Origin of the sequence: Salmonella bongori NCTC 12419 (genome assembly GCF_000252995.1) — a bacterium.
Taxonomy (GTDB): Bacteria; Pseudomonadota; Gammaproteobacteria; order Enterobacterales; family Enterobacteriaceae; genus Salmonella; species Salmonella bongori.
Window position 1 is genome coordinate 1,611,837 of record NC_015761.1, and the last position, 23,640, is coordinate 1,635,476.

The 23,640-nt window shown below is 50.8% G+C and carries 20 protein-coding genes and 1 pseudogene; 7 read left to right on the forward strand and 14 right to left on the reverse strand.

Annotation, left to right across the window (positions count from 1 at the left end):
- Positions 1-76: 76 nt before the first annotated feature.
- Positions 77-739 carry a class I SAM-dependent methyltransferase gene (locus SBG_RS07585; RefSeq protein WP_000683310.1) on the forward strand — a complete coding sequence of 221 codons (663 nt, stop codon included), beginning with the start codon at positions 77-79 and terminating at the stop codon, positions 737-739.
- Between the two features lie 281 nt (positions 740-1,020).
- Here SBG_RS07585 and cybB read toward each other — a convergent pair whose 3' ends face one another.
- The 3 genes from cybB to hrpA all read right to left on the reverse strand — a co-directional run bounded on the left by cybB (position 1,021) and on the right by hrpA (position 6,444).
- Positions 1,021-1,551, reverse strand: a complete 531-nt coding sequence (cybB, locus tag SBG_RS07590; RefSeq protein ID WP_000527285.1) for a cytochrome b561 — start codon at positions 1,549-1,551, stop codon at positions 1,021-1,023.
- Positions 1,552-1,666: 115 nt separating this feature from the next.
- A complete protein-coding gene (locus SBG_RS07595; RefSeq protein WP_001178455.1) occupies positions 1,667-2,467 on the reverse strand; it encodes a YdcF family protein in 801 nt (266 codons plus the stop codon).
- Positions 2,468-2,541: 74 nt separating this feature from the next.
- Entirely contained in the window at positions 2,542-6,444 is a 3,903-nt protein-coding gene (gene hrpA / locus SBG_RS07600; protein ID WP_000139699.1) for an ATP-dependent RNA helicase HrpA, read from the reverse strand.
- A gap of 200 nt (positions 6,445-6,644) precedes the next feature.
- On the opposite strand from hrpA, the gene azoR reads away from it, so the two are divergent.
- Complete coding sequence (gene azoR, locus SBG_RS07605) at positions 6,645-7,250, forward strand: FMN-dependent NADH-azoreductase (protein WP_000048925.1); 606 nt, start codon at positions 6,645-6,647, stop codon at positions 7,248-7,250.
- A 47-nt stretch (positions 7,251-7,297) separates the two neighbouring features.
- On the opposite strand, the gene SBG_RS07610 is transcribed toward azoR, so the two are convergent.
- The 9 genes from SBG_RS07610 to SBG_RS07650 form a co-directional block, all read right to left on the reverse strand.
- Complete coding sequence (locus SBG_RS07610) at positions 7,298-7,702, reverse strand: hypothetical protein (RefSeq protein ID WP_024135015.1); 405 nt, start codon at positions 7,700-7,702, stop codon at positions 7,298-7,300.
- Entirely contained in the window at positions 7,678-9,003 is a 1,326-nt protein-coding gene (locus SBG_RS07615) for a phosphatase PAP2/dual specificity phosphatase family protein (protein WP_000443270.1), read from the reverse strand. The genes SBG_RS07610 and SBG_RS07615 overlap by 25 nt, the downstream gene beginning before the upstream one ends.
- A complete protein-coding gene (locus tag SBG_RS07620; RefSeq protein WP_000546553.1) occupies positions 8,993-10,753 on the reverse strand; it encodes a bifunctional alpha/beta hydrolase/class I SAM-dependent methyltransferase in 1,761 nt (586 codons plus the stop codon). Before SBG_RS07620 ends, SBG_RS07615 begins: the two co-directional genes overlap by 11 nt.
- Complete coding sequence (locus SBG_RS07625; protein ID WP_015702890.1) at positions 10,728-11,384, reverse strand: lysophospholipid acyltransferase family protein; 657 nt, start codon at positions 11,382-11,384, stop codon at positions 10,728-10,730. The genes SBG_RS07620 and SBG_RS07625 overlap by 26 nt, the downstream gene beginning before the upstream one ends.
- A 6-nt stretch (positions 11,385-11,390) precedes the next feature.
- Positions 11,391-12,308, reverse strand: a complete 918-nt coding sequence (locus tag SBG_RS07630) for a phosphatidate cytidylyltransferase (protein ID WP_000979290.1) — start codon at positions 12,306-12,308, stop codon at positions 11,391-11,393.
- On the reverse strand, positions 12,305-12,901 hold the full coding sequence (locus SBG_RS07635) for a CDP-alcohol phosphatidyltransferase family protein (protein WP_000177491.1): 597 nt from the start codon (positions 12,899-12,901) through the stop codon (positions 12,305-12,307). Before SBG_RS07635 ends, SBG_RS07630 begins: the two co-directional genes overlap by 4 nt.
- Before the next feature lie 145 nt (positions 12,902-13,046).
- A complete protein-coding gene (locus tag SBG_RS07640; RefSeq protein WP_000761047.1) occupies positions 13,047-13,370 on the reverse strand; it encodes a YdbL family protein in 324 nt (107 codons plus the stop codon).
- A gap of 7 nt (positions 13,371-13,377) precedes the next feature.
- The gene (locus tag SBG_RS07645) at positions 13,378-13,569 is read right to left on the reverse strand and encodes a YnbE family lipoprotein (RefSeq protein ID WP_000783278.1); all 192 of its coding nucleotides are present in this window, start codon (positions 13,567-13,569) and stop codon (positions 13,378-13,380) included.
- On the reverse strand, positions 13,569-16,205 hold the full coding sequence (locus SBG_RS07650; protein WP_000677043.1) for a YdbH family protein: 2,637 nt from the start codon (positions 16,203-16,205) through the stop codon (positions 13,569-13,571). Before SBG_RS07650 ends, SBG_RS07645 begins: the two co-directional genes overlap by 1 nt.
- Positions 16,206-16,468: 263 nt before the next feature.
- On the opposite strand from SBG_RS07650, the gene SBG_RS07655 reads away from it, so the two are divergent.
- On the forward strand, positions 16,469-17,458 hold the full coding sequence (locus SBG_RS07655; protein WP_000762203.1) for a 2-hydroxyacid dehydrogenase: 990 nt from the start codon (positions 16,469-16,471) through the stop codon (positions 17,456-17,458).
- A 110-nt stretch (positions 17,459-17,568) separates the two neighbouring features.
- The gene (gene hslJ / locus SBG_RS07660) at positions 17,569-17,979 is read left to right on the forward strand and encodes a heat shock protein HslJ (RefSeq protein WP_000725245.1); all 411 of its coding nucleotides are present in this window, start codon (positions 17,569-17,571) and stop codon (positions 17,977-17,979) included.
- 26 nt (positions 17,980-18,005) lie between these two features.
- Here the strand turns inward: hslJ and SBG_RS07665 are convergent, their stop codons facing one another.
- Positions 18,006-18,272, reverse strand: coding sequence for a putative hemolysin (locus SBG_RS07665; RefSeq protein WP_001200680.1), 267 nt, complete (start codon positions 18,270-18,272; stop codon positions 18,006-18,008).
- Here SBG_RS07665 and SBG_RS21605 point away from each other — a divergent pair.
- The 3 genes and pseudogenes from SBG_RS21605 to uspF all read left to right on the forward strand — a co-directional run bounded on the left by SBG_RS21605 (position 18,209) and on the right by uspF (position 22,987).
- Positions 18,209-18,488: pseudogene (locus SBG_RS21605) on the forward strand (reverse transcriptase). The gene SBG_RS07665 and the pseudogene SBG_RS21605 overlap by 64 nt on opposite strands.
- A gap of 59 nt (positions 18,489-18,547) precedes the next feature.
- Positions 18,548-22,072: a pyruvate:ferredoxin (flavodoxin) oxidoreductase gene (gene nifJ / locus SBG_RS07670; protein ID WP_001193270.1), complete on the forward strand. Its 3,525-nt coding sequence runs from the start codon at positions 18,548-18,550 to the stop codon at positions 22,070-22,072.
- A 480-nt stretch (positions 22,073-22,552) separates the two neighbouring features.
- A complete protein-coding gene (uspF, locus tag SBG_RS07675; protein WP_001082300.1) occupies positions 22,553-22,987 on the forward strand; it encodes a universal stress protein UspF in 435 nt (144 codons plus the stop codon).
- Positions 22,988-23,038: 51 nt separating this feature from the next.
- On the opposite strand, the gene SBG_RS07680 is transcribed toward uspF, so the two are convergent.
- Positions 23,039-23,377, reverse strand: a complete 339-nt coding sequence (locus tag SBG_RS07680) for an SMR family transporter (protein ID WP_000159239.1) — start codon at positions 23,375-23,377, stop codon at positions 23,039-23,041.
- Positions 23,378-23,640 lie beyond the last annotated feature (263 nt).

Sequence of the window (23,640 nt, forward strand, 5' to 3'; positions counted from 1 at the left end):
ACCCCCCTGATTAATGCTTGCCTAACGATTATTTCATTGTTTTAATCCCACCGCGAAACTATTTAGTGAGAGAACAATGAAGCATACACAACAATCAGGCGCAAAAGTCTATAACCCATTTACGCTTAGCTTATATGACTGGTGGGTACTCAATATTTCCAACAAATATGCCTGGAAGTGCCCTACTGATACGCGGCTCCTTCCTTTTTTCCTGCATCATATGGGCGAGACTCATCTGGATATTGGTGTAGGCACAGGATATTACCTGAAACATGCACCTGAGAACCATGCCATTTCACTGATGGATTTGAATCCGGATAGCCTGAAAATAGCCGCCGGCCGTGTGGGTGATGAAAAAATCCGCGACACACTACAACATGATGTTTTCGAAACGTTTCCCGCGGACTGGCAGGGACGGTTCGATTCCGTCTCAATGTACTATCTCCTGCATTGCTTACCTGGTGATATGGCAACGAAAGCGAAAGCAATTAAAAATGCCGGTATGGCGCTTAAACCTGGCGGCACGCTTTTTGGCGCCACTATTCTGGGCAAAGCGGTTTCTCATAACGCCTTTGGCAAGAAATTGATGGCGGTATACAACAAGAAAGGGATATTCAGCAATACCGATGATTCAGCTGATACGTTACACAGCGTATTAGATGAGCACTTCGCTAAAGTGACTCTGGAGCAACACGGAACCGTTGCGCTATTTTCCGCAACCGCACCTCGCCTGGCGTAGGTTTTGTTCGCTTCCACATCATCGGTGCAACACAGTTTTTATATTTAACGCATTGATTAAAATAAAATAGCAAGATATAAATTGCTTGTTTTATTTGTCATACAAATAAGTATAATACTTGCTTCCGATGTAGACCCGCTCTTCTTCGCCTGCGTCACGGGTCTCAATTAGACGCAGGCGTTTTCTGAACAGCACACGTTGTAAGCTATGATATCTGCTTTGGATTTCTGACGATAACAGGGAAACGTATCGCCCCGCCTGACGCGGGGCTGAGGGAAATGTCAGGAACGCTTACGCGGCATCATGCGTAACAGCGTATTGTCTTTCCAGAAATAATGATGCATCAGCGCAGCGAGGGCATGAAGTCCAATCACAAAATAGCCCAGATTCGCCAAAGTAACGTGCCAGGACTTTAGCATATCCACACGTTCAAAGTTAGCTTCAACGGCATACGGCATTACGATACCAAATGCGACCCAGGGATTGCCTCGGTTATACATCATGATCAGGCCAATAACAGGCAGCGCTATAAACAACAGGTAAATAACCAGGTGTCCCAAATGCGCCATTCCTGTCATCATGGGTTTTGGGCGGGGAGCAATCGGCGGCGTTGGATATTTCAGCCGGAGACACAAACGCGCCACCATTAAAATCAAAATCGTAATACCACATGAAACGTGCGTGATATTAAACCAGGGTCGATAACTGCGCGGCACGAACCCACGTAATTCCATCGCAGCGTAAGCCACAATAACCAGAAAAAAGACTAACCAGTGAATACCAATTTGCAGGCTGGAATACTTATTGCCCATAATACGTCCTGAATAGAAAGTATAAAGCGACAACATAACCAGCTTTTATAAATAATTCATCAATTTTGTGAGATGTTTTCGCCCTTGTCCGTGTGCATACGCTAACGGACGATCTTTAGCGCAACACTCGCTGACCAGCTATACCGCACAACGTCGTATCCGATTGCAATATATGCCATGCTGTTTCGACATCTTGTGGAATATCGACGTGAATAATAAAATTTTTACCGCGCGGCCCGTATCCTGTTTCATCGTCACGCAAACGTGGCAGCTCACCGGCAATCAGGGAAAGGTAACGCTCTACCGTCCAGACCCCCTCTTCAGCATTAACAAAATCTGTACCGTCGTTAAGATGACAGAGTTCCGGAATAAACCCGGGAAAACTCAGCCAGCGCGGCGCATCAATATCGTCGCCCGTCACGCGACGAAACGTCGCCATCGTGCGCCGCTGCATAGTGGGATCTTGCACAACGATAGCGGTGTTAATACTTTCTTTTGCCTGACGGAGTAATGCACAAGAAAAACGGGCATTTTCACCACAATTGGTAGACTGATCTTCCACCCAAATTTTCTCTGCCGGAATATGCCAGAACTGATTCGCAATATCAGCGAGGATTGCAGCTTCGGTACGTCCGGTGGTACGAATAATATTGTAGCGGGGATGCCGGGCGATCGCGGCGTACAAAAATGGCGTTGAATGGCCAATGCCGCCGCTAATCAGTAAAGGAACGCCCTGCGCTTTGGCGATACGACAGGCTGCATCGATAGTGGGGATCACTGCGTTGCCCGCCAGGATGACACAATCCGACGAATAAGGTTGTTCGCCGGAAAAATCATTTTGCGCCAACCACTGCCCAACGGTATTCACCGCAAATAATGTTCTTCCGGAGAGTACTGGAAATTGCCTCATTTGCATTGTTCCTCCTTTTTGCTCTCAATAGGCTACCGGACGCATACAGAATGAGTACCGGATCTCTCCGAAAGACGGCGTTATGCCGTAATCTGATCCATCGCCTGTAAAATACGCTTATCAGAAACAGGATACGGTGTACCAAGCTGTTGGGCAAAATAACTGACGCGAAGCTCTTCGATCATCCAGCGAATTGCTTTCACATCATCATCTTCTCGACGTGCCGGGGGCAGTTTGTTTATCCACTGCTGCCACGCTTGCTGAACGCTTTCAACTTTCAGCATCTGCGCCCGGTCACGGTGCGGATCGATCGCCATTTTTTCCAGCCGCTTTTCAATTGCCTGCAGATAACGCAGCGTATCGCCGAGGCGTTTAAAGCCATTGCCCGTCACAAAACCACGATACACCAGCCCGCTCATCTGCGCCTTGATATCGGACAGCCCCAACGCCATGCTCATATCCACTCGCCCTTTCAGACGTTTGTTGATATTGAATACGGTTGTCAGGATCTGTTCAACCTGCTTCGCGATATCCACTACAGTATCGTTCAGCCCGGCGCGCACCTTTTCGTGCAACGTGGCAAATCCCGCTTCTGTCCACACCGGTCCGCCATTGGCGTCGATCAGTTTGTCTACGCCGCAGGAAATACAGTCGTCGATCAGTTCCAGCACCTTGCCGTATGGGTTAAAGTACAGCCCCAGCTTGGCTTTGTTCGGCAACTTCTCATGCAGGTACTTAATCGGTGAGGGAATATTCAGTAATAGCAGACGGCGTAAACCGCACCACATCGCCTGCTGTTGTTCCAGCGGGTTATCAAACAGTTTAATCGCGACGCTGTCACGCTCATCTACTAACGCTGGCCACGCTTTCACTTTGTAATTACCGCGTTTCTGTTCGTAGCTTTCCGGCAACACACCGAAGCTCCAGATATGCAGCCCACTCTGCTCAATACCGTCATCCGCCACCGCAGAGAGCGTCTCCTGCACTTTACCTTTCAGCGCATTTTTAAGTTCAGCGAGCGAACGCCCCTCCTGCAGTTTCTTGTTTTTATCATTTACGACACGAAAGGTGATTTTCAGGTGATCGGGCACCTGATCCCACTGCCAGTCTTCCCGGTCAACCGTGACGCCAGTCATACGGCGTAACTCACGCTCCAGCGCGTCCAGTAATGGCAACTCCAGCGGCGTTACGCGACCTAAAAATGCTTCAGCATAGTTTGGCGCAGGCACGAAATTGCGGCGTACCGGTTTTGGCAGCGATTTAATCAACGCGATAATTAATTCGCGACGCAGTCCCGGGATCTGCCATTCAAAACCGCTCTCGTCTACCTGGTTAAGGAGCGGCAACGGAATATGGACGGTGACGCCGTCAGCATCCGCGCCCGGTTCAAACTGATAGCTCAAACGCAGTTTAAGATTGCCCTGATGCCAGAAGTTCGGGTAATCCAGTTTGCTGATTTTTTCCGCACCTTCTTTAATCAACATACTTTTTTCAAAGTTGAGTAAATCCGGCGTCTCGCGGCTAACTTTTTTCCACCAATTGTCAAAATGACGGGCAGAAATCACATCATGACTAATACGCTGGTCATAAAACTCAAACAGAGTATCGTCATCCACCAGAATATCGCGGCGACGTGATTTATGCTCAAGCTCTTCAACTTCCGCTCGCAATTTCAGATTCTCACGAAAGAAAGCGTGGCGGGTTTGCCAGTCCCCCTCCACCAGCGCATGGCGGATAAACAGCTCGCGACACAACGCAGGATCAATCTGGCTGTAATTTACCTTACGCGCAGCGACAATCGGCAGGCCGTAAACAGTCACTTTTTCCGTCGCCATCACTGCGCCTTGCGCCCGTTCCCAGTGCGGTTCGCTATATGACCGCTTAATCAGGTGCTGGGCTACTGGCTCTACCCATTCTGGCTCAATGCGGGCAGCGGTGCGTCCCCACAGACGGCTGGTCTCCACCAGTTCTGCGACCATCGTCCATTTCGGCGGTTTTTTAAATAAGCCGGACCCGGGAAAGATGGAGAACCGGGCATTACGCGCGCCGGTATACTCCTGCTTATCGGCATCTTTCATTCCGATATGCGACAACAGTCCCGTTAATAACGCAACATGAATTTCCCGGTACTCTGCCGGTTCGCTGTTTACCGGAATACCCAGTTCTTTTACCACCTGACGCAATTGAGTATAGATATCTTGCCACTCACGCACACGCAGATAGTTCAGGTAATCGGTGCGACACAAGCGACGGAATTGATTTGACGACAGGGCCTTTTGTTGCTCACCGAGGTAATTCCACAGGTTCACAAACGCCAGGAAATCAGATTCTTTATCGTGGAAACGTCGGTGCTTTTCGTCCGAAGCCTGCTGTTTATCCATCGGCCGCTCGCGCGGGTCCTGAATAGAGAGCGCGGAAGTAATGATCATCGCTTCACGCACACAACCGTGTTTTTGCGCTTCCAGCACCATGCGCGCCAGTCGTGGATCGACCGGCAACTGGGATAATTGTCGGCCCAGCGGCGTTAGTTTATACGTCGTCTGCTGCTCGCTGGTGGTAATTGCCCCCAGCTCCTCTAACAGACGTACACCATCCTGGATATTTCGCTTATCCGGTGCTTCGACAAACGGGAACGCAGCAATATCGCCCAGTCCCAGCGCGGTCATTTGCAAAATGACCGACGCCAGGTTAGTACGCAGAATTTCCGGATCGGTAAACGCCGGACGCGACAGGAAGTCGTTCTCCGAATACAGCCGAATACAGATCCCTTCCGACACGCGTCCACAACGCCCTTTACGTTGATTAGCGGAAGCCTGCGAGATCGGTTCAATCGGCAGGCGCTGGACTTTAGTACGGTAACTGTAACGGCTAATACGCGCCGTGCCTGGATCGATAACATACTTGATGCCCGGCACTGTCAGCGAGGTTTCCGCCACGTTAGTCGCCAGCACAATACGGCGTCCGCTATGCGACTGGAAAACGCGGTTCTGCTCGCTGTTTGACAAACGTGCATAGAGCGGTAACACCTCGGTATGCCGCAAATTCAGCTTACTCAATGCGTCGGCGGTATCACGGATTTCCCGTTCCCCGCTCATAAAAATCAGGATGTCTCCGGCGCTTTCATGCCCTAGCTCCTCAACGGCGTCAAAAATCGCCTGCAGCTGATCGCGTTCGGTGTCGTCGGCTTCTTCAACAATAGGTCGATAACGGACTTCAACAGGATACGTGCGGCCAGAGACTTCGATAATCGGCGCGTTATTAAAGTGGCGCGAGAAACGTTCCGGGTCAATGGTCGCAGAGGTAATAATCACTTTCAGATCAGGGCGACGCGGCAGGAGCTCTTTCAGGTAGCCGAGCAAAAAGTCAATATTCAGACTGCGTTCGTGCGCTTCATCAATGATAATGGTGTCATACTGCATCAGCAGCCTGTCCTGCTGGATTTCCGCCAGCAGGATACCGTCCGTCATCAGTTTGACCATAGTGTTACTACTCACATGATCGCTGAAACGAACTTTATAGCCGATGCAGCCGCCCGGCTCTGTTTGTAGCTCTTCGGCAATACGGTTAGCGACGGTGCGCGCCGCCAGGCGACGCGGCTGAGTATGGCCAATAAGTCCTTTAATTCCGCGCCCCAGTTCCATGCAAATCTTAGGTAACTGAGTCGTTTTACCGGAGCCGGTTTCCCCTGCCACAATCACCACCTGGTGATCGCGAATCGCTTCCAGAATGTCCTGCTTTTTCTGGCTAACAGGCAGGTTTTGCGGATAAGCGATCGAGGGGCGAGCGGCTTCTCGTAGCATGACCAGCCCCACGGCCTGTTCAATTTCTTTCGCCATTGCCTGGTAAATGGCCTGTTGTGCATCAGCATTTTTCACTTTCTTCACGCCATGCAAGCGACGCGCAAAGCGCTGCCGGTCACGCAGCATCAGAGAATCCAGCCGCTGCTGTAACGCCTGAAGTGTCAACGTAGATTGTTCTGTCATAAAGTCTTGGGCAGCGTTCTGCCTGTTCAAAATCATTTTAAATAATAGGTATAGAGTACCACATGGAGGCTTTTTTTACGTTGTTCAATAATTTCGAACAAAGAGTTCGATATATTGCACTATCCCTGCGGTGCAATTGTGAATAAAGTGTCAACAAGCAACGGGGCGCGCCCCTTCAAATCCATATAAAGGAAACACCCATGAGCAAGGTATTAGTTCTTAAATCCAGTATTCTGGCAGGGTACTCTCAGTCTGGTCAGTTAACTGACTATTTTATTGAACAATGGCGTGAAAAACACGTCGCAGATGAAATTACCGTCCGTGATCTGGCGGCCAACCCTGTTCCGGTCCTGGATGGCGAACTGGTGGGCGCGATGCGTCCAGGGGATGCGCCTTTAACGCCACGCCAACAAGACGCTCTGGCACTCTCTGACGAACTGATTGCTGAACTGAAAGCCCACGACGTCATCGTTATTGCGGCGCCGATGTACAATTTCAACATCCCAACACAGTTAAAAAATTACTTCGATCTGATTGCCCGCGCCGGTATCACCTTCCGCTATACCGAAAAAGGTCCGGAAGGTCTGGTAACAGGCAAACGCGCGGTGGTTCTGTCCAGCCGTGGCGGTATCCATAAAGATACGCCAACGGATTTGATTGCCCCTTACCTGAAAGTGTTCCTCGGCTTTATCGGTATCACCGACGTGAATTTTGTCTTTGCCGAAGGCATTGCCTACGGGCCGGAAGTAGCAGCTAAAGCCCAGTCTGATGCAAAAGCTGCGATTGACAGCGTAGTGGTTGCCTGATAGCGCAAACTGCCCCGAAAGTTGACGCTCAACGAGTAGGGGTTTAATCAAACAGCAAGCGCGAATAGCCATATCCCCCACAGCGCGGCTATCGTGACCAGAGTGCGGCGGAATTGTTTGAGCGCCCCCTGCTGACGCTCGCTTAGGGTTATCGCTCGTACTCTTTCGCGCCGCCAGATAATAAAAAGCCCTTCGCCAGCCTGGAAGTTATTCTCCAGCGTAATCAGCGCGAAATAACGCCTATCCAACCAAATCCGCCAACTACCCAAACAGGCCATACCGCTCAGCAATGCGATAACGACGCGCAGCGAGCCCGGCGGAGAGATAAATATCACCCATACCCCAGGAGGGAGGGTAAAAAGCAGGAAAAATCGCCAACTTGCTAATGTATGCGACAATAAATCACGCTGAAGTACATTCTCACTTATTACCTTGTCACTTTTTGTTGCCATTGCCGCAGTCCTTCCAGGTGTTCATCCATCAAAACAATTTGTGGCCGACACGCACGAATATGCGCTACCGCCTGTTCTACCGTTGTCGCATGGCCGTAGCTCAATAGCCATGCCGCAACCACCATCGCACTACGAGATAGCCCCAGCGAACAATGTACCAGCACCGTTCCGTACTCCACACGCAACGCCTCCAGCATGGCCACCGCCAGCCGGAGCTGCGCATCGTCCGGCGGGACCAGATCCAACATGGGTACGCAATAATAGGTCTTCGAGCTTGTTACCGGGGGGCGAGGAAACTCGCAGGTCACATCCAGCACCGCGTTTTGTACAGGAGTGCGGCGTGGATAACTGCCAAAATAAACGTCTGCGGCGATGTGATTGGCCAGCGGCTGGCGATGCGTAAACCAACGCATCGCCAGCCACATCCCCCAGCGCCACGGAAACGTTAACCAATAGACGGCAGGCGACAGTCGCCCCTCTTCATCTTTACATAGCGCTGCAACACCGACGCCCCCATAACCGCAGCCCACAATCAATAAGGACAACGCCAGCCAGCACAAACACACCGACGGCCAGAATGACCATGGCGCCAGCAGCACTCCCACGATAATGCATAGGGACATCCCGAATAAGTAACGACGCATTAACCGGAACCGAACCGTATTCGGCACCTGCCAATGCCAGCGACACTGTGCCGGTACCATCCAGTCGATCAGCATCCCCGCCATCAGACCGGTAATAATATCAATAAAATGGTGTTGCCAGGTTGTCAGTACCGAAATGGCAATCAACAGAAACCAGACATCGCACAGCCTGCGCCAGATGCCGGAAAGATGGTGGCTAAAATGTCGCCACAGCAGCCAACAAAGGATAATATGCAGCGATGGCGACTGGTTATATGGCAAGTCGAACTGTTCGAGTTGCGTGAACAGCCACCCCGCTGCGCCGGTAACAGTCGGACGCGTGAAACTAAACTGTAAAGGGAAAAACAGAAAGCCGACGCAGGCAATAACCGACGCCAGTACCAGACGGCGCACCAGCCGACATTGCTCAAAAGTTGTAGCGCAGATAAATAACGACAGTCCGTAGAACAAATCCAGACTCCAGTAGGGAACAATGCTCCACGGAATAAAGGGGATGGCAGATTCCCAGCCAAGCACCATGCTCCCGATATCATGAAATTGGGCATCCCGCCAGGCGGTAAATTGATTTACTTTTCCGTAGGTAAGAAAGAAAAACGGCGCCAGTAGCAGCAACCACGCAGTACCCTGCATAAGTACTTTGCGACGTTCAGACTCCACGGCGCACCGCCATCGAAACGGTAAAAATCCCGGACTCATCAATAAGCTGCGCGCATTTATCAAATCCCGCCTCATGTACTAAAGCATCCATTTCCCCCTGCGTGCGTATACGCATGACCCATGCTTTACCATCTTTGTGGCTGGTGAGTGACCATGCGATGGTTTTCAACTGAGGATGCCAGGGTTGTCCGGTATATAACAATACGCCTCCAGGTTCGATAGCAGCAGCCAGCCCGGCAAGCGAGCGGCGAACCACTGCGTTATCAGGAAAAAGTTCATAAAGCCCAGAGACAATACCTAATGTTGGACTCGGTTCTAGCGCCGCCAGTTCGTCGTAATTGAAGGCATCACCACGTTCAAAACGCACTCTGCCGGACATTCCCCGGCTCGCAATCATTTCTTTCCCACGCGCGACATTAAGTTCGCTGAAATCACGCAGTAATATATCGCTAACCGCCTCCTCATCTTCTAGCGCATCCATGACATAACGTCCGTGCCCAGCAGCGATATCCACTACCCGGATCGGCATTCCCTGCTCTATCAACTTTTCAACCGCCTGACGGATAAGAATTTGCAAATGGATCTTACGCTGGCGAATACCTTTCCAGCCGATACTATTAAGGTAATTTTTATCAATCAAACGTCCGACTATATTGTTGCCCTGCGGTAGATTACGGTAGACATAATCCAGCGTACTGCCGGAATCAAACCCCGTCTCAATCCCCAGACGTATGCCAGCCGACTGCGTACCTAACCTCTTCATACCATAACGCAGACCGCGATAAGCAATATCTTCTAACGTACAGGGCGCAGGCCCACCGCTTAGCACACGCCAGGTATCCGCTCCCGGGCTCCAGCGGTCTTCATGTTGATAATCAAAACGCTGTGGCGGCAAGTCATATAGCGTCTCAATAAAACAACGTATTTTCTCAAATGCCAGATGCCTGTTTTTTTCGCCAAGCGTATCGTGAAAAAAGCCAGATAAAATATGAAGCTCTTTCAGAGGACTACGTAACCCCTGATAAAAATCTATCTGCGGCTGGCGATGAACAACATAATCCTTGCCAGATACCAGAAGCAGCGTAGGTAAGGTAATCGCACTGGCATCAGCGACCACTCGCGCCGATGTTTTGTACAAATCGAGGAGGATATTCACTGCGATGGAGCGGGTAATCAGCGGATCATGATTAAAACTCGTCACGCGTTCAAGGTCATGCGTCAGATATTTACCTTTGACATAGGAATTGACGTAGAACAGACCACGCAAACGATACCACACAGCGAGTCCCGTCCGTGCAAACGGTACATAAAGTTTCACTTTAAACGCTGGCGAAGCCAGTATCAGGCCACGAATGTTTGGCGCATAATCGTGCGCCCAGGTTGCGGCTAATACCGCACCGACGCTCTGCGCCACTACAACGATATTTTCCAGCGCGGTTTGACTATCCGCGGCGACAAAACGAATAAATTCTTCTACATCCTGTACCGAACGGGCAAGAGACGGACTATAGCCGCGTTGGCCTGGAGAATTTCCATGTCCTCTGGCATCCCATGCGTAAAATATCGCCTCTGGCATCGCCAGTTCATCGACTATATGCTGTAGGCGACCTGAGTGCTCATGCCCGCGATGAAATAAAACAATGACTTTTGGCGTCGCGCTTACCGACAGTGCTGGCCAGTAGCGATAAAAGAGTTCGGAGTTGTCGCCCGTTAAAAAATACCGCTCATCCGGTGTGCGGGTATGGTGCATAAGTACGATTTCCCTGTGTCTGTTGTTGAAGCTCCAGCAAGCGATGCCTGAGATCATCCATAAATGGCTTTTTTTCAGGGTGAGAATGCAGCGCATCGCCAATGGTGACATCAATAAATAGTGGAAGTGGAATACGATTGCCTTTCGCCATTATCCGTTCCGTGCCGCAAAGCCAGACGGGAACAATGCTCGCCTCCGGTACTCGCTGGCTTAAATGCCAGATTCCTGACTTCAGCGGTGATAATATTCCCGGTTCGCCGCGCGTGCCTTCAGGAAACAAGATCAGGATCTTATTCATACGCAACGCTTGCTCGCACAATGCCAACGGATTTGTCTCCCCGCCTTTCCGGGTCACAGGAATAATATTGAGAATATTGATAGCAAACCAGCGCATCCATTTATTCCGCAAAAAATAGTCGGCGGCAGCGACCGGATGAACATAAGCTTGTTGACGTAGCGGGAACAGCGACAGCAGCGCAAACACATCCATATGGCTATTATGGTTAGCGACAATGATCAGTGGGCCGCGATGAGGAAGCCGCTCCCGGTATTTAACTCTCAACCCAAGCCATAAGCGGATTACGGGCCAGACAAGACATAACGTAAATAAGATGCGAAGAAATCGGTTCATAACGACTTAGTAGCAAAAATAACGAATAAAATGGAAAAATACCGGTGCAGTAAAAATCAGCGAGTCGAGCCGATCAAGAAGGCCACCATGACCGGGTAACAATGTACCGCTATCTTTGACGCCGATATCACGTTTGACAGCAGACATCACCACATCGCCGCAAAAACCGGTGATGCCAATAATCACCCCGGCCAGCAATGACATTGACGTATTCAATGGCGTGAGTAACGGCCCCAGCACCAGACCAGCCAACGCAGTTGTCATCACGCCGCCCACAAGCCCTGCCACCGTTTTATTCGGACTTACCCTCGGCGTTACTTTGATGCGTCCGAATGATTTACCCCACAAATATTGCGCGATGTCGTTAAACTCCGTCAGCCCGACCAGAAACAGGACCAGCAGCGCGCCAGTTTGTTTGTCGTCCGCAGGCAGTACCAACAGAAAGGCGACATGGCTGAAAGCAAAAACCGTTGTCATCAGGCTCCAGTGAAGCTGCGACGCGGTACGTAAAAAACCCTGCGTATCGCCCGCAATTACCATGCGTGCCGGTAAAAATAAGAAAACATAAACCGGAATAAACACCACGAACATCCCATACCAGCCAATGCCAATCAGCCAGTAATTGGCAGGTATCGCAATAAACATCCACAATAGCGGCATTCGGTCAGAATGACGGGAGGGAACCAGCGTCAGAAATTCTTTTAACGCCATAAAGCTGACCAACGCGAAAAAGGTCAACGCCAGCCAGACCGGACTTAATAGCGCCAGCGAAAACAAAATAATAATCAGCCACCAGGTACGAATACGTAGCGTTAATTCGTGCCAGTCTCTCTCAGGACGGCGCCATAACAGTATACGATTCACCAGAGTGGCAACCAGCAAAAGCATAAAAATGACGATAAGCGATTTTTCGAGCAGCATCATTTTGTGACCGTCACAAGTAATGCGCTTTGGCAACGGTTCACTATCGTCCAAAGGAGCAGTACGACAGCAATACCCCATACTATATTGCTCCAGTGCGCCGCCTGAGGCCAAAGGGCCAGCACCAGCCCCCATGTGCCAAACACCAGCGCCCTGTCACTTTTGCCAAACGGCCCGGCATAACTGCGTACACCGTTGATTGTTTGCGCCAGTATCCCGCAAAACTCAGTCATCATCATGGCCAAAAGCATGGTGAGCACCAACAGAAAACTACTGTCAGCCAGAAAAAGAAATGGCAGATAAAGCGCAATGTCTGAAATCACATCGCCTGTCTCATTCAGAATAGCGCCTAAGCGGGATTGCTGGTGGCATTCGCGCGCTAACATACCATCCAGCGCGTTAAGCGCCATACGCACAAACAATACAACGGGTAACAGAAAGTACAGGGGAAACACGGTTAATATCAGGCCGGTCACCATAGAGAGGACTATAGCGGAAAGGGTGATCTGATTAGCTGTAATATGATGCCGATATAGCCAGGCCATTAAGGGACGTAATAATGCCTGAAAAGCGGGTTTAATTTGATAAAGTGTCATCGATATTCTCTGAAACATGACTAAACGCGAGATAGTCCGTCAGAGATAATACCGCGCTGTTATCCTAATTACAGCGTAAACGGCTAAATTCAGAAATTTTCAAAATAAAAATGCATGGTCTGGAGAAAAAGCGGTCGAGCCTCGACTATTTACGCAGCCATTTACCATTAATTCCCTGCACATATTCACCCGGCCTGGCACGCTCAACCAGTTTTTGCCCGGCCATCTTCGCCACTTCATCCACGGGAAGACGGTTGCTATCCGCTAACTGTTGATAACTGGCACGCCGCGCTTGATTAATATCAAGCACCAGTTTTTGCGTTTCGGCATCAGGCGTTAAGGCAGCCAGATAACCATTTAGCGTTTCTCCTACCCGTCCCTGTGTACGCGCCTCCTCAAGGGTCAGGGCCCATACCGAAGGCGTTAGTAAACTCAGCATCAGCGCCCATAGTATTACGTACTTTTTCATTATGGCCTCAGAATAGATCGCTACGTGATTTCAGAAGTTCTTCTACATCTTTATCAACTTTAATGTGTATTTCATGCTCGATCTTTACGTTCATATTGATGGTAATCGGCTGCTCAGGCGCGGCGACTTCAATGCGCGGTGTACAGCCCGCCGCCATCACCGCTGCAAGCGCTAACAGCATAGCAAACATCATTTTCATTATTTATCCTCACAGTCCTTATCTCTCAGACAAGGCAGTTGCGGCAATGCTGCGTTTTGTTCAAGCCATGCCTGTAAATTGTCGCCAAAACGCAAACTGCGCCACAGCGTAAATATATTTTCTTCATGGGTATAGTTCAAATTAACGATCGCTGTTTTACCCTCCACGCGGCTTTTACCGGTAATGGCCGCCTGCATCGTTAATACGCCCAGGTTATCGACATTGATTTTCGTCCATGAATGCATAATCTCCATATAGCGCAGCCAGTTAATGGCCGAGCCTGCCGTGACATTATCTTCCACCACCGCGTCTGCGGTGTCTTTATCGATACGCAGCGTCATTGGCCCTGGATTCGTCAGCCAGCCATCTTTAATTATCCATTTTTCATTGTTCAACCACAGCGGCAGCGCGCCGCTGACCGGACCAGACATAACGAATTGTTTGGGATTTATAGCACTAATCAATTCGCTGGAAGAAATATTCTGCACCCGTAAAAGCGCCGGATCGTGCTGCGGCATCCGCAGCTGTTTCATGATGATTTTACCGCCCAGTACGTCTACGCTGACATCGCTTAGCAACAATGGATTCGACTCACTCCAGGGATAACTGCCCTGTAAATCGGCGGTGATATGTCTCGCCGTCACCTGGTTTACTATCTCAGCAATACGCAGTGAGACCGGCCCACGCGTCCCCAGTTGCCACGTTCCGTTGTGTAAGCGAAATGGCAGAATGAAATCGACGCCATTGATTTTGTTATCCGGCATCCAGGCGCTGCCGCCTTTTAGCACACCGTGTCCGCCCGCTTCAAACCCCTGATCCTGCGCGGCGGAGAAAGCAACCTGTGCATACAGTGCGCCTTCACGTAGCGTCATTTTCCACGCCGGCGGGAGTAGCGGCTGAAAAACGACGAGCGACTGCTTCGGCCACCAGGCCTGCCCGCGAAGGCGTTCGCCGTCCCAGCGCCCATTCAACCGTACCGGACCTATCGCGCCGGCATGAAGATCGCCTTTAAACTGGAACAGGGTCGGGTCGCGACCGTCAATATTAAAATGAAGGATAGAAGGTGGCAGCAAACTTCCGCTGGTGAATATGGTTTTCCCCGCCTCTAAAGATAGCGCGCCCTGTAGCGACGGCGTTGTCGCGTCGCGAACCCAGACAATCGGTTTATCCAGTACCAGTCTTGGCGATGTAACTGTCATCGCGCCATATTGCAACCGATCAAAACCGGTAGACAGACGGGTCAGTCTGATGGTGTCATCGCGCCATTCACCTTGCCCGGTGATGTCCCAACGGGCGTGCATCGGCGTAAAACTCCCTTGTCCCCAATAGCGCCAGCGCCAGCGTCCGGCATCAGGAAGAAAGTCATTCGCCAGGCCGTCAAGATGGAGAACAAAATCGCCCATTTCATTTTCGTGCGCCCGTAAAATAGCCTGTAACCGACCATCAACGCCGCGCTGCGTCACCTTGACACCCGCCAGCGGCCAACGAATTTCATCAATATCAAGCGCATTAATCAATCGCCCACGAGAGCGCAGCAAGGCACCTGGCTCAAAGATGAGCTGCGGATCTGCCAGACTACCGCGGAGCATAGCCGGCAACACCGCATAAAAGATTAAATCCTTCTGTTTAGCCTCACCGGTAAGCTGTAGCGGCATCGCACTGCTATCCATGCTGAGTTTTCCCGGCCCGATAGTCAGTACGGCGTTCGCTTTACCTGCATCGCCCTGAGTCAGAATATTCAGGCGGCCACTGACCCGCGCATTGTCCAGCCCTGCCGGCCAGTTATCAATGTTAAAAGCCAGACGTCCGCTCAGAGGGAATCCCTGATATGGCCAGTTCCAGCGACCATCGCTGATGACCAGCCGTTGACGCGTCACCACCCAGGGCAGATCGAGAATCGGATCAGGATTGCCCCGCGCCATCACAACCAGTTGCCCGGCGTTATCGCGCCATTCCAGTTCCGCATCCAGCAAGGAGGGTTCCTGCGGCAAACGCAGCGTCGCCGCCGTATGGCCGCTCACTGGCAGGCCATCCGGTACCAACGGTAAAGTAAATTCCCCCGCCAGAGTCACTGGTGGTTGATTCGCTACCGCGGCAATCTCCAGTTGGCTTACCGTCAATGCCTGACCGCGTACCTGCCCTTGAAATTTTACTTTTTCGCCCTGATAACGTATCTGTTGAACGATCGGCGTCACGGCGATCGTCAGCTTGCCCTGCCATTCTTGCCAGGGCGCAAGAATGACATTATCGATGTTAATCCAGGTATTGGGCAACATGGACTGCCACTGCGCCAGCGTACGTGGCGCGGCGGGAGATGCTTCCGAGGCCGGCAGTTTCGCCAGACATGCAGCGTCCAGCTCAAGACTTTTGATATTAAGTAACCATCGGCTGGGACGTGACAATTCCGCCCCGGTCACGTGGGCTAACGAACAATCATTCACCAGATAACGGAGATCGGGGATCACTAATCCATGACGTGTCAGGCGAGGACTTTCTTCCATTGCGATACGGGTGCCGACGGGTAGCCAGATCCCTGCCAAAGTGGGAACCCATAACCCCAGGGTCATTAGCAGAGTCAGCGGCACAAGAATCAGCAGTAACAGTAGCGCGAGGGCGGCTTTATATTTACCCTTCATGGGCCCATAATTTCCTGATTTAACGAAAAATTAAGTCGGCTATCATCTTATTTTGGCATGATTACCCGTCGATAGCCTAATAGTTCATGCGGCAAACGGACATGACGGAGCCGCAGATCGTCCCTTCATCTGCCATTTGCGGTATCCTGGGGAATGTTAGCCTAAAATTATTCATTATATGTATGGCTATCAATTATTTTTGATTTTTTGTAAGATAATTTTAATCGTATTTGTGTGATTCTGACATCACTGGAGAAGGTCATATGAAACTTGCCGTCTATAGTACCAAACAGTATGACAAGAAATATCTACAGCAGGTTAACGAAGCATTCGGTTTTGAACTGGAGTTTTTTGATTTTCTGCTAACGGAGAAAACGGCGAAAACCGCCAATGGATGCGAAGCGGTTTGTATCTTCGTGAATGATGACGGGAGCCGCCCGGTATTGGAAGAGCTCAAAAAACACGGGGTGAAATTTATCGCGCTGCGCTGCGCCGGATTCAATAATGTCGACCTGGATGCAGCTAAAGATCTGGGTCTGCAGGTGGTGCGCGTTCCGGCTTATTCACCGGAAGCCGTGGCTGAACATGCGGTTGGCATGATGATGACGTTGAACCGACGCATTCACCGTGCTTATCAACGCACGCGCGACGCTAACTTTTCCCTGGAGGGCCTCACCGGTTTTACGATGCATGGAAAAACGGCTGGCGTCATTGGCACCGGTAAAATCGGCGTCGCCACGCTGCGTATCCTGAAAGGCTTTGGCATGCGCCTACTGGCGTTCGATCCCTATCCCAGCGCTGCAGCGCTCGACCTTGGCGTAGAGTATGTGGATCTGCAAACGTTGTTTGCCGAATCGGACGTTATTTCGCTGCACTGCCCGCTCACGCCGGAAAATTACCATTTGCTGAACCATGCGGCATTCGATCAAATGAAAGATGGCGTTATGGTCATTAATACCAGCCGCGGCGCATTAATTGATTCTCAGGCGGCTATTGAAGCCCTGAAAAATCAGAAAATCGGTTCCCTGGGGATGGATGTCTATGAAAATGAACGCGACCTGTTCTTTGAAGACAAGTCAAACGATGTTATCCAGGATGATGTATTCCGCCGCCTGTCGGCCTGCCATAACGTGCTGTTTACCGGCCACCAGGCCTTTCTGACAGCGGAAGCGTTGACCAGTATCTCCGAAACCACATTACAAAATTTAAGTCAGCTTGAGAAGGGTGAGCCCTGCCCCAACGCGCTGTTTTAATCCTGTCGCTCCCCTGCGCTCAGGGGAGCATTTTCGGATAACCCCTGAAGATCTATCCGGCCATATCATTACCATAGTCAGTGTTAACTATCAGATTACAGAGAGTATCAATGAAGAAAATCGTCACGCTGGTCGCCCTGAGCATCATGATGACGGGCTGTGTGAGCAGCGGAAAAGTGTCCGTCAAACGCGAACAACTGGAACACCACCGCTTTGTTCTGGAAAGCGTAAACGGTACATCCGTCACTGGCCCGGAGCTTAGCTTTGGCGAGGACATGACGGTATCCGGGAAAATGTGCAATCAATTCACTGGCGAGGGTAAGCTGTCTGACGGCGAATTAATAGTGAAAAATGTCGCGATGACCCGCATGATGTGCGCCGATCCGCAATTAAATGCGCTGGATAACACCATTAGCGACGTATTCCGCAAAGGCGCGCAAGTCGACCTGACTGCCAACCAATTAACGCTGGCGACGGCAGAAACAACACTGATGTATAAGCTGGCGGATTTAGCGCACTAAGCCTGGAGCGAAGGCGCATACCGCCTTTAATAGCTACCGCAACTTCCGGCGGCAAGCGATTGTTCACTACAACGTTTGCCGTTGGGAAGCGCGCACATCCCAATCACTGAACCATCAAGCTGCCGCGCTGCCGAAAGTGAGCCGCCAATCATGGCGCAATTGGCTTCTCCGGCACTGGACATCGCCGCTTTCATCCCTGGCGAAACATGCGCCGCAGTAGCCTGCTGAACTGGTTCGCTACTGCAAGCCGACAATAATAACGCGGCACATCCCACCCAAAACGCTGCGCGCATTTCTCTCCCCTCTGTTTATTCATCCAAACGACACCGCCCTAAATAATAGGCAGCAGAGGCTGACGCGTCGAGAGGCAAATTGCGCATTTATGCGGTTCATTAACATTTATTGGCAATTTTTTTGCGCCTTTTCGGCGAAAAACCACCATTCTCCTCGCGCCAGGGACACAAAAGCGAAAATGGCGCTTGAAGGGCTTTGCTAAAATAAAGGGATAACTACAGGATGCGCTCACGGTTAGGCGTATCCCTCTTTTTTGCGCAATGTAAGGTGTCATATGCAAACAATCGACGGTAATGGCGCAGTGGCGTCAGTGGCGTTCCGTACCAGTGAGGTTATCGCCATTTACCCGATTACGCCCAGTTCGACAATGGCTGAACAAGCGGATACCTGGGCGGGTAACGGGCTTAAAAATGTTTGGGGCGATACGCCGCGTGTCGTAGAGATGCAGTCGGAAGGCGGCGCGATCGCCGCCGTTCACGGCGCGTTACAAACCGGCTCGCTTTCTACATCATTTACATCATCACAGGGGCTGCTGCTGATGATCCCAACACTGTATAAACTGGCGGGTCAGCTTACGCCGTTTGTACTGCACGTTGCCGCACGTACCGTCGCCACCCATGCACTCTCTATTTTTGGCGACCATTCCGATGTGATGGCAGTCCGTCAGACAGGTTGCGCGATGTTATGCGCCGCCAGTGTTCAAGAAGCGCAGGATTTTGCGCTGATCGCGCATATAGCTACGTTGAAAAGCCGCATCCCGTTTATTCATTTCTTTGACGGTTTCCGGACATCCCATGAAATAAACAAAATTATACCGCTGACGGATGAAACTATTCTGAATCTGATGCCACAGGCGGAGATCGACGCCCACCGTGCCCGCGCGCTGAACCCGGAACATCCGGTGATTCGGGGAACATCAGCGAATCCAGACACTTACTTCCAGTCTCGCGAGGCGACTAATCCGTGGTACAACGCTGTTTATGACCATGTAGACCAGGCGATGAAGGCGTTTGGCGCTGCGACAGGCCGCCAGTACCAGCCGTTTGAGTATTATGGGCATCCTCAGGCTGAACGCGTCATTATTATGATGGGCTCCGCCCTCGGCACTTGCGAAGAGGTTGTGGATGAACTGCTTGTACGCGGAGAAAAGGTCGGCGTCCTTAAAGTCCGGCTGTTCCGCCCCTTTTCCGCCAAACATTTGCTACAGGTATTGCCAGAAACTGTACGTGCGATTGCCGTCCTGGATCGTACCAAAGAGCCTGGCGCGCAGGCCGAACCGCTTTATCTGGATGTGATGACCGCGTTAGCAGAGGCATTCAGCAATGGCGAGCGCGAAACGTTGCCACGCACCATTGGCGGTCGTTATGGGCTATCGTCAAAAGAATTCGGTCCGGCGTGTGTATTGGCCGTCTTCAATGAGCTCAACAGCGCCAAACCTAAACCACGGTTTACGGTGGGTATTTATGACGACGTCACCCATCTCTCACTGCCCTTACCGGAAAATACCCTACCCGGCAGCGCGAAACTCGAAGCGCTGTTTTACGGTCTGGGTAGCGATGGAAGCGTATCCGCCACGAAAAACAATATTAAAATTATCGGCAACTCCACATCGTGGTATGCGCAAGGCTATTTCGTTTATGACTCGAAAAAAGCGGGTGGACTTACGGTATCGCACCTGCGCGTCAGCGAAAGCCCTATTCGCTCCGCCTACTTAATTTCTCAGGCGGATTTCGTCGGTTGCCATCAATTACAGTTTATCGATAAATATCAAATGGCAGAGCGCCTGAAGCCAGGCGGTATTTTCTTGCTCAACACGCCTTATAGCGCAGACGACGTCTGGTCGCGTTTGCCACAAGAGGTTCAGGCGGTACTGAATCAGAAAAAAGCCCGCTTTTATGTGATAAACGCGGCGAAAATCGCCCGCGAGTGCGGGCTTGGCGCACGTATAAATACCGTTATGCAAATGGCATTTTTCCATTTGACGCACATTCTTCCTGGCGATAGCGCGCTGGTTGAGTTACAGGGCGCAATTGCCAAAAGTTACAGCAGCAAAGGCCAGGATTTGGTTGAGCGAAACTGGCAGGCGCTGGCCCTGGCGCAGGCGTCGCTGGCGGAAGTGCCATTGCAGGCAGTCAATCCGCACAGCGCACATCGCCCGCCAGTGGTCTCCGACGCGGCGCCGGATTTCGTTAAAACCGTGACCGCCGCCATGCTGGCGGGGCTTGGCGACGCACTGCCGGTTTCAGCCCTGCCGCCGGACGGAACATGGCCGATGGGAACAACCCGCTGGGAAAAACGCAATATCGCCGAAGAGATCCCCATCTGGAAAGAGGAGTTGTGTACGCAATGTAATCATTGCGTCGCCGCCTGCCCTCACTCGGCGATTCGGGCGAAAGTCGTGCCCCCACAAGCGATGGAAAATGCGCCAGCCAGTCTGCATTCGTTGGATGTGAAGTCCCGTGACATGCGCGGACAGAAATATGTGCTGCAAGTTGCACCGGAAGACTGCACTGGCTGTAATTTATGTGTTGAAGTCTGCCCGGCTAAAGATCGGCAACAGCCAGAGATCAAGGCGATTAATATGATGTCGCGCCTTGAGCATGTGGAAGAGGAGAAAGTGAATTACGACTTCTTCCTCAACTTACCGGAAATGGATCGCAGCAAACTGGAGCGTATTGATATCCGCACGTCGCAACTGGTTTCGCCACTGTTTGAATATTCCGGCGCCTGTTCCGGCTGCGGCGAAACACCGTATATAAAACTGCTGACGCAGTTATATGGTGACAGAATGCTGATCGCTAACGCCACAGGATGTTCTTCTATTTACGGCGGTAACTTGCCGTCTACGCCTTACACCACCGATGTCAATGGACGCGGTCCGGCGTGGGCGAACTCGTTATTTGAAGATAACGCGGAATTTGGCCTCGGCTTCCGTCTGAGTGTGGATCAACACCGGGCGCGCGTCATGCGTTTACTGGCACAATTTGCCGATCGCATTCCGGCGGAATTAAACGAGGCCTTGCATACAGAAGCAACGCCTGACGTTCGGCGTGAACAAGTCGCCGCTTTGCGTCAACATTTGAAGACAGTCGCGGGCGCTGATGAACTGTTAAAGGATGCTGATGCGCTGGTGGATAAATCCATCTGGCTAATTGGCGGCGACGGTTGGGCTTATGACATCGGCTTTGGCGGCCTGGATCATGTGTTAAGCCTGACGGAAAACGTCAATATTCTGGTGCTGGATACGCAGTGTTATTCCAATACTGGCGGTCAGGCGTCGAAGGCGACGCCGCTTGGCGCCGTCACGAAGTTTGGCGAGCATGGCAAGCGTAAAGCCCGTAAAGATCTCGGCGTTAGCATGATGATGTATGGCCATGTTTATGTCGCGCAAATTTCCCTGGGCGCGCAGTTAAACCAAACGGTGAAAGCGATTCAGGAGGCTGAGGCCTGGCCGGGCCCGTCGCTGATCATTGCCTATAGCCCCTGTGAAGAGCATGGCTACGACCTGGCGCTGAGTCACGACCAGATGCGTCAGTTAACCGCCACTGGATTCTGGCCGCTATACCGCTTTGACCCCCGTCGTGCCGATGAAGGCAAGCCACCGTTGGCACTGGATTCTCGACCACCGTCAGATGCTCTGGCAGAAACGTTACTCAATGAACAACGTTTCCGCCGTCTGAACGCGCAACAGCCTGAAGTGGCGGAGCAATTATGGAAAGATGCCGCGATGGATCTGCAGAAACGCTATGACTTTCTTGCACTACTGGCGGGAAAAGCGGAAAAAACCAGCACAGAATAAAAATAGTGATAAGGCTTAGCCTGGAAACAAAAAAAGCCCGAACATTTGTTCGGGCTTGTCAATTTATACGCTGGAAAGCAAAGGTTAACGCAATGGCCCAACGACAAAATGAATATGTGACAATAAAGGCATATAACAGATATAGAGTAACGTAACCGAATGATATTGTATAATTTTTATTTTATATAAAACACCCAAAAGCATTCGTATGAATTATATTTATTTCACTGCGAATTATTTCATTAATTATTGAATTAAATAGCAACATCTTTTTTTACTGGCTCTTCATCAGGGCAAGAATATAGCTTATCGACAACCCAATGATTATTTTCAGAGAATCTCCTGGATATTATGCCGTCATCCCTTGTTGCTGACATGCTCATACCTGGGGATACCCGCGCTTGAAATGTGACCTGTGTCATTGTACATAAAGTGCCATTAGGGAGTAGAATTTCAGTGGATACTTAAACAGGAGGTTTTATGAACAGAACGATTCTTGTACCCATTGATATTTCCGATTCAGAATTAACTCAACGTGTGATTTCGCATGTCGAAGCAGAAGCAAAGATTGACGACGCTGTGGTGCATTTTCTGACTGTAATACCATCGTTACCCTATTACGCTTCACTGGGGCTGGCTTACTCAGCGGAGCTCCCCGCCATGGACGATCTGAAAGCCGAAGCCAAATCTCAACTGGAAGCGATTATCAAGAAATTCAATCTTCCCGCCGATCGTGTGCAGGCTCATGTTGCCGAGGGTTCTCCTAAAGATAAAATTCTGGAAATGGCGAAAAAATTACCCGCCGATATGGTGATTATTGCCTCGCATCGCCCGGATATTACGACTTACCTGCTGGGCTCCAATGCCGCAGCTGTTGTGCGTCATGCGGAGTGTTCCGTCCTGGTTGTACGCTAAATGCCCGAGCCCGCACTAATGATGCGGGCTCAAAACAACAGTGATTATCGCCTAGTGGCTCACGCTTTTTGAAAACAGATTAATCACAATTACGCCGCAAATGATAAGCAACATACCAATGATTGCCGGTATATCCAGTTTTTGGCCCAGAAACAACCAGCCAATCACTCCAATAAGAACAATCCCTACTCCGGACCAGATAGCATAAATGATGCCAGCAGGAATCGTTCGCATTGGGATGGTGAGACACCAGAAAGCAATGCAATATCCGACAATGGTAACGATGCTCGGTACCAGACGCGTAAAACTATCCGACAGTTTTAATGAAATCGTGGCGATCACTTCTACCACAATGGCAATAAATAGAAAAATTACAGCTTCTTTAGTCATACATTTCTTCGTTCCGGTATTTTTCAGGCCTGGATGCTATCTTAAGTAATCCGGGTGACGGAACAAATACGTTTTGACCGGTTGCGTATCTCGCCGTAAAACGTGCTAGCATTCGTCGCCGTAATCCGTACCATAGCAAATACTTTTCCTGGGCCCCCCTTTTATCATGCCCCCTTTTACTCTACAGATTTTACACCCAGCACGCTTCAAACAGGATTCCCCTTGGCGGCGCGGCGCCAGACAGACGCAGCGCTTTCTTACAT